Source organism: Lysinibacillus sp. NPDC093712, from assembly GCF_050280025.1.
Classification (GTDB): Bacteria; Bacillota; Bacilli; order Bacillales_A; family Planococcaceae; genus Lysinibacillus.
In genome coordinates, this window is record NZ_JBNNUU010000006.1 from 25,905 (window position 1) to 40,936 (window position 15,032).

Sequence of the window (15,032 nt, forward strand, 5' to 3'; positions counted from 1 at the left end):
AACACGGTCAGTTGATTGGAGCGAAGGGTGGGCGACTCCTGCGGGAACAGCACAAAATGAAAGCCGCAACAGACCGCGCGTTAGCGAGGGTTGCGGCTTACGGTGTGCCCGCGGAAAGCGACATCCTGTAGCGGAAATCAACAGTAGTAGTCTCTTATTTTTTATTTCACGCCTAAATATTCTTCTAAAGTAAGATTTTGTTCTTTAATTTTTTTAGCAATTTCGACCCCTACGTAACGGTAATGCCATGATTCATACATATAACCTGTAATGTCTTCTTTGTTTTGAGGGAATCGTAAAATGAAACCAAATTGCGCAGCATTATTAAATAGCCATTGTCCAGCTGGAGTTTCTCCAAATTCCTCAGTCAGCCATAAATCATCTTTGCCAACTTCACCAATATCAAATGCTAAGCCTGTTTGATGCTCAGAAAAACCTGGTCGCGCACTATAGCGGTCCGCAGCAGCCTGACCATCACGCTTAACATAGTTGTTATACAATGTTGTTTGATATTCGTATGAACGATACCCACTAAACGCTACTAAGTTAAAACCCTGTTGCTTCGCTTCTGCTATCATCTTATTTAATGCTTGACGCGCCTCTGGACTTTCTCCAGGTGCAAATGTTGATGGTAGTGGATATCTTTTATTAGCTAATAGAATACCATCAATATAAGTAGGCTCTGTTGGTATAGCTTGATTTGGATAATAGCCGTTTTCATCCGGCTGTTCTTGAGGCTCAGATGTATTATCAGGTGTTTTTGGTTGTTCTTTTGTTGGCTCATCTTCTTTGCCTTTTTGTGCTACTGGTTGTTCCTCATCAGATGCTACATTTACTTGGCTATATTTATAGTTTTTAACTACAAAAATTGAAACGATCAATGCCACTGAAATAACAGCACCAATAATAAGTGGTAAACGACTTTTTTTCACTTTTTTTGCCCCTTTTTTACAGATACAGGGTTGCTAAACTACCAGACAGGTCGTTTCATGGAGAGTTTGAGCAACCTTAAGACCTTTAATTAATTACGCCTCGGCGTAGTGGCGTCCAGATTTTTTTCGAGCATGCACGGAAAGCTTATCAAAAAAATCTTTGACATCCGCCGGGGCTTTTAACTTGGTTCAGCAAGGTTTTGAACCTATAGATTTCAGTCATATTGCATACGGCATTCATCCACCACTTATTGAAGTGGAGTACTTCTGCTAAAGCAAGTTATAATATTTTCATTTGATAGTTTTATTTTATCACTGTTCACATTTTTAAGTGAAGCTTTTCACTATTATTCTGTAAAAATGATAATAAGGACAGCAATTGAAGCTATAGAGAAAAAGATAGACATATACTTCATCCATTTTGCCTCTTTAATATATCCCTGCTCTTTAAAGCTTTTCGCTCTAAAACCATTAGACATGGCAAACATGATTGTCATCGCTAGTACAGCAAAATTGAAATTTCCTAAAATGATGCATACAATTGCCGCGATACTAAAAATTGCCACAAGAATTGATGATATCCATTTTGTGTTCATTCTGTTTTCCTCCTAAAAAAAATCGAGGCTACACAAGCGCCTCGACATAAATTCATTTATGATTTTGCTTTTTCGGGATGCTCCGAATAATATTTTCGACCAATATATGTTTGAAGAATTAGTAATGCACCGCTGACAGACCAGTAAAGAGGTAGAGCTGCCATAGAGGACATAGAAATAAAGACAATCATAATTGGCGAAATGTAAATAAACATTTTCATTTGCTTTTTTTGTTGCTCAGGTACAGTCCATAAAGATACACGTGCTTGTACTAAATAAACGATCCCTGCAATAATTGTCATAACAATGTCTGGCGAACCTAAGCTAAACCATAAAAACTCATGTGATTTCACATCGGCAGAATATAAAATTGAAAAGTAAAGACCCATAATGATTGGCATTTGAATTAACATTGGTAAACAACCCATATTTAGCGGATTGACACCATGCTTTTGATACAATGCCATCATTTCTTGCTGATATTGCGTTTGCTCTTCTTTCGTCTTTGCTTCCTTCATTTTCTTCTGAACGGCTTCCATTTCAGGCTTGAAGGCATCCATTTTCGATTTCATCAATTGTTGCTGACGATAGTTTTTCAACATAATCGGCATTAAGACTAAACGAATAAGGACCGTAATGGCAATAATCGCTAAACCATAGCTACCTGAAAAAATATCATTTCCGAAAAACTCCAGTAAAAATTCCATAGGTTTAACAAAAACACTATAGAAAAAGCCTTCTTTGTTCTCAACTGCTTGACAGCCGCTTAATACAAAAACAACAAGTCCAAGCATTGATAATAGCTTCAAATTTTTCATTTTTCCACCTACTATTATTTTTCAACTAATGTGAAGTATACCTTATAAAGACTACCTTTATCAAATAGCAAGCGCTACTTATCAATTCTTCCTAGGTGTTATTGTAAGCTTGGAACTATGGCGATCATTTCAGATAAAAAAAGATGCGCGCTTTAGCATCGCTAATACGATCGCATCTTACAGTATGTTTTTATATTTAGCGCCAGTCATTCAATGTCCAGGATTAAAATTATACGTTTTGCATCTCAGCCTCGTTCATTTCAAAACGGTAAAATTCATGGTGTAACTCATCACGGAAATGCTTAGGTGTTACACCAGTATATTTTTTGAAAATACGTGTAAAGTAGCTCTGATTACAAAAATGGAATTGGTCTGAGATTGACGTAATGCTTTTATTTGTATGTCGTAAGTAATATTGTGATTCTTCTACTCGACGAACATTTAAATATTCAACCAATGTTATCCCCACATGTTCTCTAAAAATACGTGATAAGTGACTAGTACTAATATGGAAGTTATTCGCGATACTTTCTACTGTCAGATCATTTTCTAACTCATCATTTATATACATAATCACTTTGTTGACTGTCTGATGACGGAAAGTCGGTTGTTTTCTATCTGCGATAAAATAGACAAAGAAATCAATTAAATCATCAGCAAATTGCAAAAATTCAGCGTCTTTCATTTGGTTTTCAATCATATCATTACAAGCAATATTAAAAGCAAAGGCTTTCTTTGAAGGTACTTGATTGTCTAGCAATTTACGAGCAACAATCGACGCTAACACAGAAAAATAACCTCTCACAATTTTAATGACTTGCTTACCAAAACGTATAGAAAGAATATCAATTAATTCATGCAAAGATTTTTTTGCCTTTGCAGATTCTAAATGATAAATTTCAAATATTAACTTTGACTCAATATTAAAAAATTCTTCTACACCGACATATTGGTTAATATTATCGATTTCTTGGAAGTATCTTTTTGATATCGTCTCGGACATAGAATGTTGATGTAGTTGCATAATCTTCCCCATCTTTCCTCAGAGTGCACGAATTACATTACAATATTTGACATCGAATTACAATTTCAAAATAAGAAAAAAGTATTTACTTATTTATCATATGAATTGAGTCCTATTACACAATTATATATTGAATATAGCTTAAAAATAACCCAACTTAAACACCAGTATTAAAAAAAAATATACTTTACAGTGAATTTTACCATATTCTGCGATTTCCTTTCAACCACATTTTACACATCATTCTAGTTCTTATTTATCATATAAAGATAGTTGAAACCTTGTAAACTTATTAATAGACATTTAAATTTTACCATATACATATTAAAAGTAATTAGTAATTAATTACTCTATATTGAATATTATGTAAGTGTTTATCCTACTTTTTATTTTAACAATCGACATATCTCTATTTTATTCCTAAATCTTCTCTATATAATTTATACGAATATGTAGTAAAATAGATGATAATACTATTTTTAAAAGTTAAAACGAGGTGCTAATAGTGGATCCAAAACAAATAGAAGAAATCATGGAGATTATTAAGGAGTTTTTCCCTGAGAATACTTCAATTGCAATTTCCGATACAAATGAATACTTGTACTACCAACCGAGCAAAAAGGTTGATTTAAAAATTAAGCCAGGTGATCCGATTAAAGAAGGTTCAGCTGCACATAAGGCTTTAAGCTATAATCAAAAAATCAGCACGTATATCGAACCTGATGTATTTGGTGTTGCTTACTATGGTATGAGTATTCCTTTAATGGAAGAAGGCGAAACAAAAGGTGCTATCACAGCCATCTTCCCGCAAAAGCCATCTGCATTTTTAACAAACTATATCACGATTAAAATCGATGATTGTTGGTATCCAATTAAGCATGATCAAGTCATTTATCTTGAAACACAGCTTCGTAAAACATTTGTTAAAACAATGGGACGAGAAGGCTATCACCGTTTAAATTTAAGTGATCTTGAGCTATTTTTAGCACCTGACTCATTTATTAGATGTCACCGTTCTTATATTGTTAACATTGATTACATTGATGAAATTCAACCAGATTCACACTCAACTTTCTTATTAATAATGAAAGATGGTACGCGTATCCCTGTTAGTCAACGTTACGCAAGTTATTTCCGTCGTTCTTTAGGCTTCTAATTTTCTCTAGTACAGCAAGTACCTACTTCAGGATAGCTTGCTGTACTTTTTTATTTAAAGCTTGAAACCTCAGCTCTACAATAAAACGTTTTCTCTGTCGAAAAATCAGCCTTCCGCTCGTTTTTTCTTCGTTTACTTAATTTAATGCTAATTATAAAGTTTTTGTGACAAATTGGTGATAGTATTAATCAAATGGTTGGAGTCATACTACAACTAAATAAACAGAAAATTCATACAGGTTTTTTCTAGTTTTGTAATCGGTTTCCATCAAAATGATTTAGGGGAGGATTTTTTTATGGATGCAAATATTCAAAAACGCCTAGGTTTAAAAGAACTTGAAAGTAAAATTGTCACTGCTGAAGCAGCAGCAGCGCTTATTTCAAATGGTGATGTAGTTGGTATGAGTGGTTTTACTCGTGCCGGGGATGCAAAAGTAGTTCCAATGGCATTAGTTGAACGTGCAAAAAATGAAGAATTTAAAATTGATGTATACACAGGTGCATCATTAGGACCAGAAGTAGATAAATACTTAGCTGAAGCTGGTGCAATTCGTAAACGTGGACCATTCCAAGGAGACTCTGGTATCCGTAACTTAATTAACTCTGGCGATGTCCTATATGTAGACGCTCACCTTTCTCATAATGCTGAGTTAGTGCGTCAAGGAATTATCGGACCAATTAAATATTTAATTCTAGAAGCAGTTGCTATTACAGAAGATGGTTATATTATCCCAACAAACTCTGTAGGTAACTCACCAATCTTTGCTCAATACGCAGAAAATATTATTATTGAGTTAAACATTTCTCATCCAGAAGCATTAATAGGTATCCATGATATTTATGTTCCTGGAGAACAAGGTAATCGTGAAGCAATTCCAATGACAGATGCTATGCAACGCATTGGTGAAATCGGTATCAAAGTTGATCCAGCTAAAATTAAAGCGATTGTTATTTCTGAAGAGCCAGATGCTCCTTCATTAATCGTACCACCAGATGAAGAAACTCAAACAATGGCTAACATTCTATTAGACTTCTTCCGTGATGAAATTAAAGCGGGTCGTTTAACAAAACAATTAATGCCACTACAATCTGGCGTAGGTTCTGTAGCAAACGCTGTACTTGATGGCTTTGCAGATTCTGAATTTGAAGATTTAGTCGTTGCATCAGAAGTGCTTCAAGACGCTGTATTTAACTTAATCGATGCAGGTAAAGTTAAATTCGCAGCTGCTACTTCAATTACACTTACTGAAGAATTACAGAAAAAAGTATATGGCAATTTAGAAAAATATGCTGATAAAATTTGCTTACGTTCACAAGAAATTTCTAACCACCCTGAGCTTATCCGTCGATTGGGATTAATTTCAATCAACACTGCTCTTGAGTTAGATATCTACGGTAACGTGAACTCAACGCACGTATCAGGCACTCGTATGATGAATGGTATCGGTGGTTCGGGAGACTTCGCACGTAATGCACGTCTTGGTATTTTCGTAACAAAATCTTATGCAAAAGGCGGAGCGATTTCTTCAATCGTACCAATGGTTTCTCACGTAGACCACACTGAGCATGATGTGGATGTAATTATCACTGAGCAAGGTATTGCTGACTTACGTGGTTTAGCACCAAAAGAACGTGTACCTTTAATCATTGAAAACTGTGCACACCCAGATTACAAAGAACAATTATGGGATTACTACAACCGTGCTATTGAAGCAACAGGTAACCAACAAACTCCTCATATTTTAGAAGAGGCTCTTTCTTGGCACGTAAACCTTGCGAAAAACAAAACAATGAAAAAAGAAATTGCTAAAGCTTAATTTTATCAATTTTTGAATGTCTAATAAGTTCAACTTATTAGGCATTCTTTTTTTGTCGAAAATGGTATAATAAACCCACTATGTCGTAATTTGTAGTGGAGGAGTTATGAAAAAGTTTATCTATTTAATTATATTCTTTTCATTTTTTGACCTATTTACTCAGCTTCCTGTAATGAGTACATATGCAGAATCTTTAGGTGCATCTGCCTTTTTAACTGGCCTTGCCGTTGGTATGTATTCTCTTTCTAATACGTTCGGGAATATTATTTCTGGCTTTTTAACCGATCGTAAGGGACCCTTTATCATATTAATTATCGGTCTTTTAACAACAGGGCTCTCGCTAACATTATATAATTTAGTAGAAGCACCACTTGCCCTATTAATAGTCCGCTTTATTCATGGACTAGTAGCTGGTTTTATTGTTCCTGCTGCTTTTACATTTTTAGCTAATGCTACAGAGCAAGAGAAACGAGGCAAAGGCAGTGCCATTTCCGGAGCATTTGTAGGAATTGCAGCCATTATTGGTCCAGCTTTTAGTGGTATCCTAGCAAGTCGTACTAGTGTACCTTTTGTCTTTAATATTACTGCAAGTTTTATGCTATTGTTAGGTATCCTTTCTTTCTTTTTACTAAACTCTAATAAAGTAAAAAAAGAAAAGTCTTCTTCTAAAACCTATATCCCAATTAGTGTATTTTTTAATAATGTAGGTACGTTAAAGGCTTTCACAGGCGCATTCTTTTTAATGTTTTCACAAGGTGTCATTGCCTATTTACTACCTTTAAAGGTTCAATCTTTAGGTTTTGATTCACGCTTGAGCGGTACTTTAATGAGTGCTTTCGGTATTGTTGCTGTACTTGTATTTATATTGCCGAGTAATCGCATTTTTGATAAAGTAGCTCCAGTTAAAACATTATCGCTTGGTATTGCTTTAATGGGCTTAAGTCAAATCCTGATTAGTCAGGCTGATTCGAGTACGTTACTTTATATAGCAATGGCTTGTTACGGCATTGGCTTCGGTTTTTTATTCCCGTCGGTGAATTCACTATTAATTGACTCTACGACTGTTGAAATCCGTGGGAAAGCATACGGTTATTTTTATGCCTTCTTCTCATTAGGAGTAGTGTTAGGCTCCTCATTACTCGGATGGTTATCACTTGGTGTAGTCAGTGGATTCATCTTCACAGGAATTGTGTTAATTACATTTGCAGGTGTTACCCTTATTCCTAATAAAAAGGGCCAACCTCTTAATTCGCTTTAAATAAACCTTCTGGACTGCATATTTCGTAAAAGCCCACTTCGCTTTCCACGGGCGCATTGTAAGCCGCAGCCCTCGCTACAGCGTGGCTTATTGCGTCTTACGTTCTGTCGTGTTCCCGCAGAATTCTACGTGGGATTTTATATTCAGAATTGTTTAAGTGCCTGGCACTTTAAAAAACCTTCTCAAAGATAAATGAGAAGGTTTTTTATTATTTTTCTTTTTCTTGTATTTCTTCATTGTAGAAATGAACACCTGTATGTCCTCCGCCTTCGGAAACCATCTCGTTTGAAGCTAGCTTTGTAGGCGCTGTCCCTGCTTCTGTTGCTACTTCAGCAGTTACACGTTCCGCAATTTTATCATCCATATTAACATTCGATGTACTCAGATAAGATTCAAGTTTGGATTTCGCACTGTTGAACATTTCATATGCTTTATCACGATTTTCTTTTTTACTTAAATAAGATGCTGCAAATCCTGCTAATCCAGCAAGCACAACACCTGTTCCTTTACGCTTTGCCATAATAAATTCCCTCCTAAAAATAATATAGAAACTAGTTATACTATAGCTATTCCCCATTCGGAGAGGACTAAACATTATTTTTTTGCTTGATATAGCATATCTAAATGTGGCAAGCTATCGTAAATATACGGCTCTGAGATTTGTTGAAAGCCAAAGGAACCATAAAAATTTTTTAAGTATTCTTGCGCCTGAATAAATACTTCAGAACCTGGCCATCGCTGTACGATTGTTTCTAATGCTAATCGAATCAAATCTTTACCTAGTCCTGTCCCTCGCATCTCCTGACTAGTAATAACCCGCCCAATTGAGGCCATTTCAAATTTTTCTCCTGGGGGCAATATACGCGAATATGCGCATAATTTTCCATTCTCAACATATGATATATGTATAGAGTTTTGATCATGGTTATCTAAATCCTCATAGCATGTTTGTTGCTCAACAATAAAAACATTTACTCGTAGCTGAATAATTTTATACAGTTCTTCCGTCGTTAATTCATCGTACGTCTGTATTTTCCAAGACATTCGCAATCACTCTCCTACTCGTTATTATCACATAATTCTAATATTTTTTCGTAATTCTTTATTATTTTGCACTTATATATGATTAGTACTGACAATATGAGGGAAATAATACAATAATACAAACGATAGGAGGATGTCATTTATGAAAGATTTAGATTTAGTATATGATTGGGTAGATATGGCTTCGTTAGTTGGAGGAGCAGGCTTCTTAACAGTACTTATTTACAGTGTCCTTTTTTTATAATATGTGCAATGAAAAATTTCTATATTCAACCTAAAAAGCAATCCGCATTATAGCTCGAGGCTATGTAGCAGATTGCTTTATTTTTTATTGTTTTACATCGTCATAAGCATCCGATTTTTCAAATGCTGCAACTACATATGAACAAACAGCCACCATTTTATAATTATTTCCACGGGCATAATCTGCAGCACGATCTAATAATTTTTTTGCTACCCCTTGACCACGAAGCTTATCTGAAACGTAGGTGTGATCCATGACCATTACTTGACCTTCCTGTTTCCATGTAATTTCCGCTAACTGTTCCCCATCCTGCTTATAAACAAAAGCCAGTTTGTTTTCCGTTACATTTTGTAATTGGAATTCCATTTCTCACCACTCCTTTTTTTTCATAGTACCATAGCTATTTGCATTTTTACAAAAATAGTAGATATCGTTTCGTATTTACGCACTGACGGAACATCATATTGTTTATATTAAAAAAGACTGTAAACATAGCCAAATATTTTTGACTTTGTTTACAGTCTAAAGCGCTACTACCTAATGGCAGAGCGCTCTTTCATTTAGTTAAACCATGTCGATATTGTATCCTTTAACTTTGCAAAGAAATTTTTCACGCTCGTCCAGAAGCCTTCATCTTCCATTAATGCTCCAAACTTCTCTTGCAATGTATTACTAATATCATTTAGTTGATCGGACCATTTACTAAAATCAATATCTAGGTTACTAATTTTGTCCATCAGGTCAACTAATAGCTGACGATCTTTTTCGCTTAAATTTACATCTAGCTTATCTAGCTGCTCTTGAACAATTTTTTCAACATCTTCACGCGTTTCTGGCTTTACTTCAGCAATTTGCTTTTTAATTTCTGTAAGTAATTCCGCAACCTTTGCATCATCTACACCAGCAGAATCAGCTAGTTTAGTTGCTACTGATAGTTCTTCATTGGCAACATCTGTACGGTCTATATCTAACGTTTCGCCTGTTGTTACCTCATAGGCTTTATAAATCCCTACAAGCGCAGAGTGACCTGTTACAGGCTTTGGTGCTGCTACTTGAACCGTTGCATCCTCAATACCCGCTGTCAGCATTGCATTTGCATACATTTCTGAAGTTACTTGTGTAATGTTTGATGGTGTGACAATTTCAATAACTAAGCCTTTTCCAGCATCCTTACGCGTAATTTTTGCAGAAGAATACATACGTGAGCTCGAATTACTATCTTTAATGTATTTAGCTAAGTCATTCCCTGATACTGTTATTTCCTCAACTTCAGGATCTTCATTTACTTTTAACGATTTTTTTACAGATTCTTTTTCGGCCTCAGATAGGTTTGCACCATATACGACAATTGGAACACCTAATTTTTCATCAATTGCTTTCGGTGGCGTATTGTCTGCTGCAAATCCCGTTGTTGGTGCCAGCACACCGAATACTAGCATCGTTGCTACTAGTATTTTCCCCCATGTTTTTTTCAAATTGTGTGACCCCTTTCGCTAGAAAAATCATTTAGCCTGTATAATGTATGTCATTATACAATTATTAGTACGAAAAAATGACGAGAAGGTTTCAGGCATGGTTCTCGTCATTTCTATATATATATTTTAAAGAAATTAAATTTCTTCTGTCCAGCCATTTTGCTGTTTCACTTTACCAGCCTTCATAAGTGTACCAAGTGCACGTTTAAATGATGCTTTACTCATATTAAACATTTCTTTAATTTCGTCTGGTGAAGACTTATCGCTAAATGGCATTTTACCACCGACATCTTGCAAGTAGCTTAAAATTTGCTGTGCATCTCCTGTGATGCGCTCGTGTTTTCGAGGTAAAAGAGACCCATTCATTGAGCCATCATCTTTTATATCAATAATACGGACCTCTACATCTTGTCCAAGACGTGGTTCCTCATAGCGTTCTGTTTCATGCACGAAAATACGGTATGGTTGATCTACCCCTAGTAAAAATGTGCCTACTGGTAATAATCGATATGGACGAGCTGTAATATTTTTATTGTGCATATCTTCAAATGCACCTTCGAATAGCTCCGAAATCTTTTCTTCCGTTACTAAACGACCAAATAAATCTCCATTTCGATCTGTTCGTAATGTCATAAATACATGGTCACCTGGTTCTGGCCATACTTCTTTAACAGCAGGTAAATCCTCTGCTTCGACAAGCACTTCACGTGAAGTACCAATATCTACAAAAGCACCTTCATGTTCTACAACACGAAGAACTCGAGCCCAACCGTATTCGCCTTGTGCAAATGCCGGAATAGCAGTAGTAGCTGCTAAATCACCACGTCGATCCGCAAATAAAAACACTTCAAGACGATCCCCTACAGCTAGTGGTTCTGTGACCTCAGAAGCATTTAATGGCAGTTCAACTACCCCATTTGTTAAGATCCATTTCGATGCTTGTTGCTCTAACACTGTTAAAGTAACAACTTCACCTGATTTTAATTCGTTCATAATGTCTTCCTTTCCTTCATACCTTCAATTTCGCAAAATATATAATTCCGTACTTAATGCATATACTTCAAAGCAACGAGCACAAGTTTACACAATATTGGTCATATAAGCATCGTCTGTAACATGGAGATTAAATTCTCCATAGCGTCGACGTAACCCCAAAAGATGAATGTTTTATCTTATAAATTGTGCTGTTTTCTTGATGCTTCTAGTTTTTTTGCGATGTCTGGATTTTCTTCCATTACTTGCACAAGTTCCGCAATACGATCAATTGAATTCCAACTCAAATGATGCTCGATTCCTTCTACATCATTGTAAATACGCTCTTCATCTACACCAATGATTCGCAAAAATTGTTCTAGCAGTTCATGTCGCTGCACAAGACGTTTCCCAAGTTGTTCTCCTCTTGGCGTCAATGTAAGTCCACGATATTTTTCATAAACTAAATAACCATCTTTATCTAATTTTTGAACCATCTTAGTAACAGAAGAAGGAAGAACAGATAATGCTTCAGCAATGTCAGACACTCGAGCATAACCTTTATTAGCGATCAATAAATATATTTGTTCGATATGGTCCTCCATACTAGGTGTTGGCATATCTTATTCCCTCTCTTTCCTATTCTTACTCTCTAGTTTACTACAAGCTTGCCTTAAAAGTTAACTGAAAATACATAACCAAGATAAACACTTCTTTGAAACATAAAAAAAGCCTACTTCACTATAGAAGTGGGCTCTTTTTAATGTCGAGGATACTTATTTACCACATGTAATGCATGAATAATTTCTCTGTTTATCAACTCGATATTTTCAGGAGTATTCAACGCTTTAAATGCTTCATCCCGCGTTTCCATAGATGTAACATACTTACTAGCCAAAGCATTTAGTGCAAGTGCCACTGTATCAAATTCGCAGTTTTGACATTTACAAAATGTTTGATATTCTGGTCCCCGAAGTAGAAAACTTACTAAACCACGCACAATTTCCTCTGTAACATTTACTAAAATAGGTTCTGACATATAAAACTTTCGCCTCATTTATAATGTATTGTTACATTTTTCCTCTATTAATAATAACGTGAATTTTAACGCTTTTCAAGAATCGCTAGTAGCATCTATACAACAATAATAAATAAACATTGGAATGATTATTTACCTACAGAGAAAAACAACACACATCCTTATACCTATTATTTTCTCGTTTTAATAAGCCTTAAAGAATTGAAAACAACGAGTAATGTTGCGCCCATATCTGCAAAAATGGCAATCCATAATGTTAACCATCCTGGAATAACGAGTAATAGGGCAATTAATTTTAGAGCTAGTGCAAATATAATGTTTTCTTTAATAATTCGTAATGTTTTTCTGCTTAAAGCTATCGTATACGGTAATTTTGTTAAATCATCACCCATTAGTGCAATATCAGCTGTCTCCAACGCGGCATCTGTACCTGCACCACCCATTGCAATCCCTACATTAGCCGAAGCCAATGCTGGCGCATCATTCACACCATCTCCGACCATTGCGACAGCTCCATATTTCGTGCGTAATTCTTTAATAGCAGATAGTTTTTCCGCTGGAAGTAACCCTGCTCTCACATCGCTCATACCTAGTGTAGAGGCAATCGCTTCAGCAGTTGATTTGGCATCTCCTGTAAGCATCACAGTATGCTTCACCTTTAAAGCACTTAATTTTTCTAGCACATTTTTACTTTCAGCGCGCAATTGATCAGCAATAGCTATCAATCCTATAAACTGACCATCACTAACAGCTGCTACTACAGTCTTACCCTGTTTTTGAAGTTTATTAACCTGTTCCTTTATCGTGTCATTAACAGTCGCTAACGATAAAATCCAATTCATACTACCCACATAAACCTTCTGACCATCTACCATTGCATACGCACCCTTACCAGTTACGGATTGAAAATTTGTCGGAACAAGCTCTGTCAGCTCTTTATCATGTAACGCCTTCAATATCGCTTTTGCTAATGGATGCTGAGATTGCTTTTCAACTGCTGCTACAAGCTGTAAAACATCATTCTCTAGCAATCCCTTATGTGTAACAATATCTGTTACAACAGGCGTTCCTTTTGTTAATGTCCCTGTTTTATCAAATGCAACTGCATCTATATGGCCTAATTGCTCTAAATGAATACCACCTTTTATAAGAACACCTTGTCTTGCAGCATTCCCGATAGCAGTTACGATTGCCACTGGTGTTGAAACAACAAGCGCACATGGGCATCCGACAACAAGTACTGCCAATCCTTGATAAATCCAGTGTTGCCAATCTCCTACAAATAAAGGTGGAACAATCGCTACAAGAAGCGCCACAAGCATGATTGCTGGTGTATAGTATTTAGCAAAACGATCTACAAATTGTTGTGATGGAGCCTTTTCTGCCTGTGCCTCCTCCACTAAATGAATAATCTTCGCAATCGTTGTATCCTCTACACGTTTCGTTACACGTACCTCTAATGCGCCTTCTTCATTCAACGTTCCTGCAAATACCTCGTCACCAACTGATTTGTTGACAGGAATTGATTCACCTGTAATGGCTGCCTGATTAACCGCGGATAACCCCGCAATTACAATGCCATCCATTGCAATTTTTTGACCAGGCTTCACCATTAAAATATCGCCAATTTCAATTTGTTCTGTTGCCAATTCCATCTCGTGGAAGTGCTCACCATGCGCTCGTTTAATAGTGGCAGTTGGCGGAGCAATATCCATTAGCTGACGAATTGATTGACGTGCCTTATCCATTGAATAGGCTTCAAGTGCCTCACTCACTGCGAATAAAAAGACAACAACAGCCGCTTCTTCCCACTCACCAATTATTGCAGCACCAATTATTGCAATGGTCATAAGCGTTTTCATATCAAACTCTAGTCGCGCAAGATTGCGGAAGCCTGTTTTAAAGATCTTTACGCCCCCAACAATAATCGCAATGATAAACATAGCAATCGTCAACAAGTCTTCTTCTCCACGAACAGAAGATAATAGATAGCCAACTACAACGAATAGCAGTGAGACACTAGCTAATATGTTCTCCGTTTTCTTATAAAAAGGAATTGTTGCTTCACTTGCTTTTGCCGCAGATTGTGACACTTTAATGCCATCAAATGCCCCTGCTTCTTCTATTTGATCAACACTAACTGCCCCTACAATCATTATTTTAGAAGCTCCAAAGTTCACTTGTGCATCTTGAACGTCAGGAAGAGCTTTTACATTTTTTTCGAATTTAGCTGCACAGCTAGCACAGGATAAGTTTTGTAGACGATACTCTTGCTTACTTGGTGTCACTGCCATTGGCAATCCCTTCTTTCGCATGTTCATAGGCAATCGTTACAATTTGGTATACATGCTCGTCGGCTAAAGCGTAATACATTTGCTTCCCCTTACGATGCGATTTCGCTAAACTATGTTCTTTTAAATATCGTAAATGATGCGATGCTGTCGCTACAGATGAACCTATTATTGTCGCAACATCACAAACACATAATTCATCCTCTACCGTTAAGGCATACGCTATTTTGAGTCTTGTTTCATCAGATAATGCCTTTAAAAATTTGGCTACACCTGATAAGTCTGGCATTTGCTGCTGTACCTTTGTGACCGCTTGTTCATTAACATGCGTCACTTCACATACTTCTTTCGTCATTTCCTCACCTCA

At 36.3% G+C, this 15,032-nt stretch carries 16 protein-coding genes; 3 read left to right on the top strand and 13 right to left on the bottom strand.

Features of this window, described 5'->3' with window-relative positions; genetic code table 11:
• Positions 1-161: 161 nt before the first annotated feature.
• The 4 genes from ACQKNX_RS19175 to ACQKNX_RS19190 form a co-directional block, all read right to left on the bottom strand.
• On the bottom strand, positions 162-932 hold the full coding sequence (locus ACQKNX_RS19175; protein ID WP_427430226.1) for a M15 family metallopeptidase: 771 nt from the start codon (positions 930-932) through the stop codon (positions 162-164).
• A gap of 347 nt (positions 933-1,279) precedes the next feature.
• Positions 1,280-1,528, bottom strand: a complete 249-nt coding sequence (locus ACQKNX_RS19180) for a hypothetical protein (protein ID WP_427430227.1) — start codon at positions 1,526-1,528, stop codon at positions 1,280-1,282.
• 56 nt (positions 1,529-1,584) lie between these two features.
• Positions 1,585-2,346, bottom strand: coding sequence for a membrane protein insertase YidC (yidC, locus tag ACQKNX_RS19185; protein WP_340822032.1), 762 nt, complete (start codon positions 2,344-2,346; stop codon positions 1,585-1,587).
• 229 nt (positions 2,347-2,575) lie between these two features.
• Complete coding sequence (locus ACQKNX_RS19190; protein ID WP_427430228.1) at positions 2,576-3,370, bottom strand: helix-turn-helix transcriptional regulator; 795 nt, start codon at positions 3,368-3,370, stop codon at positions 2,576-2,578.
• A 505-nt stretch (positions 3,371-3,875) separates the two neighbouring features.
• On the opposite strand from ACQKNX_RS19190, the gene ACQKNX_RS19195 reads away from it, so the two are divergent.
• From ACQKNX_RS19195 to ACQKNX_RS19205, 3 genes are all read left to right on the top strand, one after another.
• A complete protein-coding gene (locus ACQKNX_RS19195) occupies positions 3,876-4,526 on the top strand; it encodes a LytTR family DNA-binding domain-containing protein (protein ID WP_173479405.1) in 651 nt (216 codons plus the stop codon).
• 295 nt (positions 4,527-4,821) lie between these two features.
• The gene (locus tag ACQKNX_RS19200; RefSeq protein ID WP_427430229.1) at positions 4,822-6,342 is read left to right on the top strand and encodes a succinate CoA transferase; all 1,521 of its coding nucleotides are present in this window, start codon (positions 4,822-4,824) and stop codon (positions 6,340-6,342) included.
• A gap of 106 nt (positions 6,343-6,448) precedes the next feature.
• Positions 6,449-7,600, top strand: a complete 1,152-nt coding sequence (locus ACQKNX_RS19205) for an MFS transporter (protein ID WP_427430230.1) — start codon at positions 6,449-6,451, stop codon at positions 7,598-7,600.
• A gap of 208 nt (positions 7,601-7,808) precedes the next feature.
• Here ACQKNX_RS19205 and ACQKNX_RS19210 read toward each other — a convergent pair whose 3' ends face one another.
• From ACQKNX_RS19210 to ACQKNX_RS19250, 9 genes are all read right to left on the bottom strand, one after another.
• A complete protein-coding gene (locus ACQKNX_RS19210) occupies positions 7,809-8,120 on the bottom strand; it encodes a hypothetical protein (RefSeq protein ID WP_427430232.1) in 312 nt (103 codons plus the stop codon).
• Positions 8,121-8,194: 74 nt separating this feature from the next.
• On the bottom strand, positions 8,195-8,644 hold the full coding sequence (locus ACQKNX_RS19215) for a GNAT family N-acetyltransferase (protein WP_427430233.1): 450 nt from the start codon (positions 8,642-8,644) through the stop codon (positions 8,195-8,197).
• A gap of 328 nt (positions 8,645-8,972) precedes the next feature.
• Positions 8,973-9,254: a GNAT family N-acetyltransferase gene (locus ACQKNX_RS19220; RefSeq protein WP_427430234.1), complete on the bottom strand. Its 282-nt coding sequence runs from the start codon at positions 9,252-9,254 to the stop codon at positions 8,973-8,975.
• 194 nt (positions 9,255-9,448) lie between these two features.
• The gene (locus ACQKNX_RS19225) at positions 9,449-10,363 is read right to left on the bottom strand and encodes a DUF1002 domain-containing protein (RefSeq protein WP_427430235.1); all 915 of its coding nucleotides are present in this window, start codon (positions 10,361-10,363) and stop codon (positions 9,449-9,451) included.
• Between the two features lie 135 nt (positions 10,364-10,498).
• Complete coding sequence (locus ACQKNX_RS19230; RefSeq protein ID WP_427430236.1) at positions 10,499-11,356, bottom strand: CvfB family protein; 858 nt, start codon at positions 11,354-11,356, stop codon at positions 10,499-10,501.
• 179 nt (positions 11,357-11,535) lie between these two features.
• Positions 11,536-11,955: a transcriptional regulator MntR gene (gene mntR / locus ACQKNX_RS19235; RefSeq protein ID WP_173479397.1), complete on the bottom strand. Its 420-nt coding sequence runs from the start codon at positions 11,953-11,955 to the stop codon at positions 11,536-11,538.
• 140 nt (positions 11,956-12,095) lie between these two features.
• Positions 12,096-12,374, bottom strand: a complete 279-nt coding sequence (locus ACQKNX_RS19240) for a late competence development ComFB family protein (protein ID WP_173479396.1) — start codon at positions 12,372-12,374, stop codon at positions 12,096-12,098.
• 170 nt (positions 12,375-12,544) lie between these two features.
• Positions 12,545-14,668, bottom strand: a complete 2,124-nt coding sequence (locus ACQKNX_RS19245; protein WP_427430237.1) for a heavy metal translocating P-type ATPase — start codon at positions 14,666-14,668, stop codon at positions 12,545-12,547.
• Positions 14,649-15,020, bottom strand: a complete 372-nt coding sequence (locus tag ACQKNX_RS19250; protein ID WP_340822021.1) for an ArsR/SmtB family transcription factor — start codon at positions 15,018-15,020, stop codon at positions 14,649-14,651. Before ACQKNX_RS19250 ends, ACQKNX_RS19245 begins: the two co-directional genes overlap by 20 nt.
• Positions 15,021-15,032: the final 12 nt, after the last annotated feature.

Bases quoted from the DNA above. Each gene is read 5' to 3' on its own strand.
- ACQKNX_RS19180 (WP_427430227.1), bottom strand. From the start codon at position 1,528: ATGAACACAAAATGGATATCATCAATTCTTGTGGCAATTTTTAGTATC.
- yidC (WP_340822032.1), bottom strand. From the start codon at position 2,346: ATGAAAAATTTGAAGCTATTATCAATGCTTGGACTTGTTGTTTTTGTA.
- ACQKNX_RS19190 (WP_427430228.1), bottom strand. From the start codon at position 3,370: ATGCAACTACATCAACATTCTATGTCCGAGACGATATCAAAAAGATAC.
- ACQKNX_RS19200 (WP_427430229.1), top strand. From the start codon at position 4,822: ATGGATGCAAATATTCAAAAACGCCTAGGTTTAAAAGAACTTGAAAGT.
- ACQKNX_RS19205 (WP_427430230.1), top strand. From the start codon at position 6,449: ATGAAAAAGTTTATCTATTTAATTATATTCTTTTCATTTTTTGACCTA.
- ACQKNX_RS19210 (WP_427430232.1), bottom strand. From the start codon at position 8,120: ATGGCAAAGCGTAAAGGAACAGGTGTTGTGCTTGCTGGATTAGCAGGA.
- ACQKNX_RS19215 (WP_427430233.1), bottom strand. From the start codon at position 8,644: ATGTCTTGGAAAATACAGACGTACGATGAATTAACGACGGAAGAACTG.
- ACQKNX_RS19220 (WP_427430234.1), bottom strand. From the start codon at position 9,254: ATGGAATTCCAATTACAAAATGTAACGGAAAACAAACTGGCTTTTGTT.
- ACQKNX_RS19230 (WP_427430236.1), bottom strand. From the start codon at position 11,356: ATGAACGAATTAAAATCAGGTGAAGTTGTTACTTTAACAGTGTTAGAG.
- mntR (WP_173479397.1), bottom strand. From the start codon at position 11,955: ATGCCAACACCTAGTATGGAGGACCATATCGAACAAATATATTTATTG.
- ACQKNX_RS19240 (WP_173479396.1), bottom strand. From the start codon at position 12,374: ATGTCAGAACCTATTTTAGTAAATGTTACAGAGGAAATTGTGCGTGGT.
- ACQKNX_RS19245 (WP_427430237.1), bottom strand. From the start codon at position 14,668: ATGGCAGTGACACCAAGTAAGCAAGAGTATCGTCTACAAAACTTATCC.
- ACQKNX_RS19250 (WP_340822021.1), bottom strand. From the start codon at position 15,020: ATGACGAAAGAAGTATGTGAAGTGACGCATGTTAATGAACAAGCGGTC.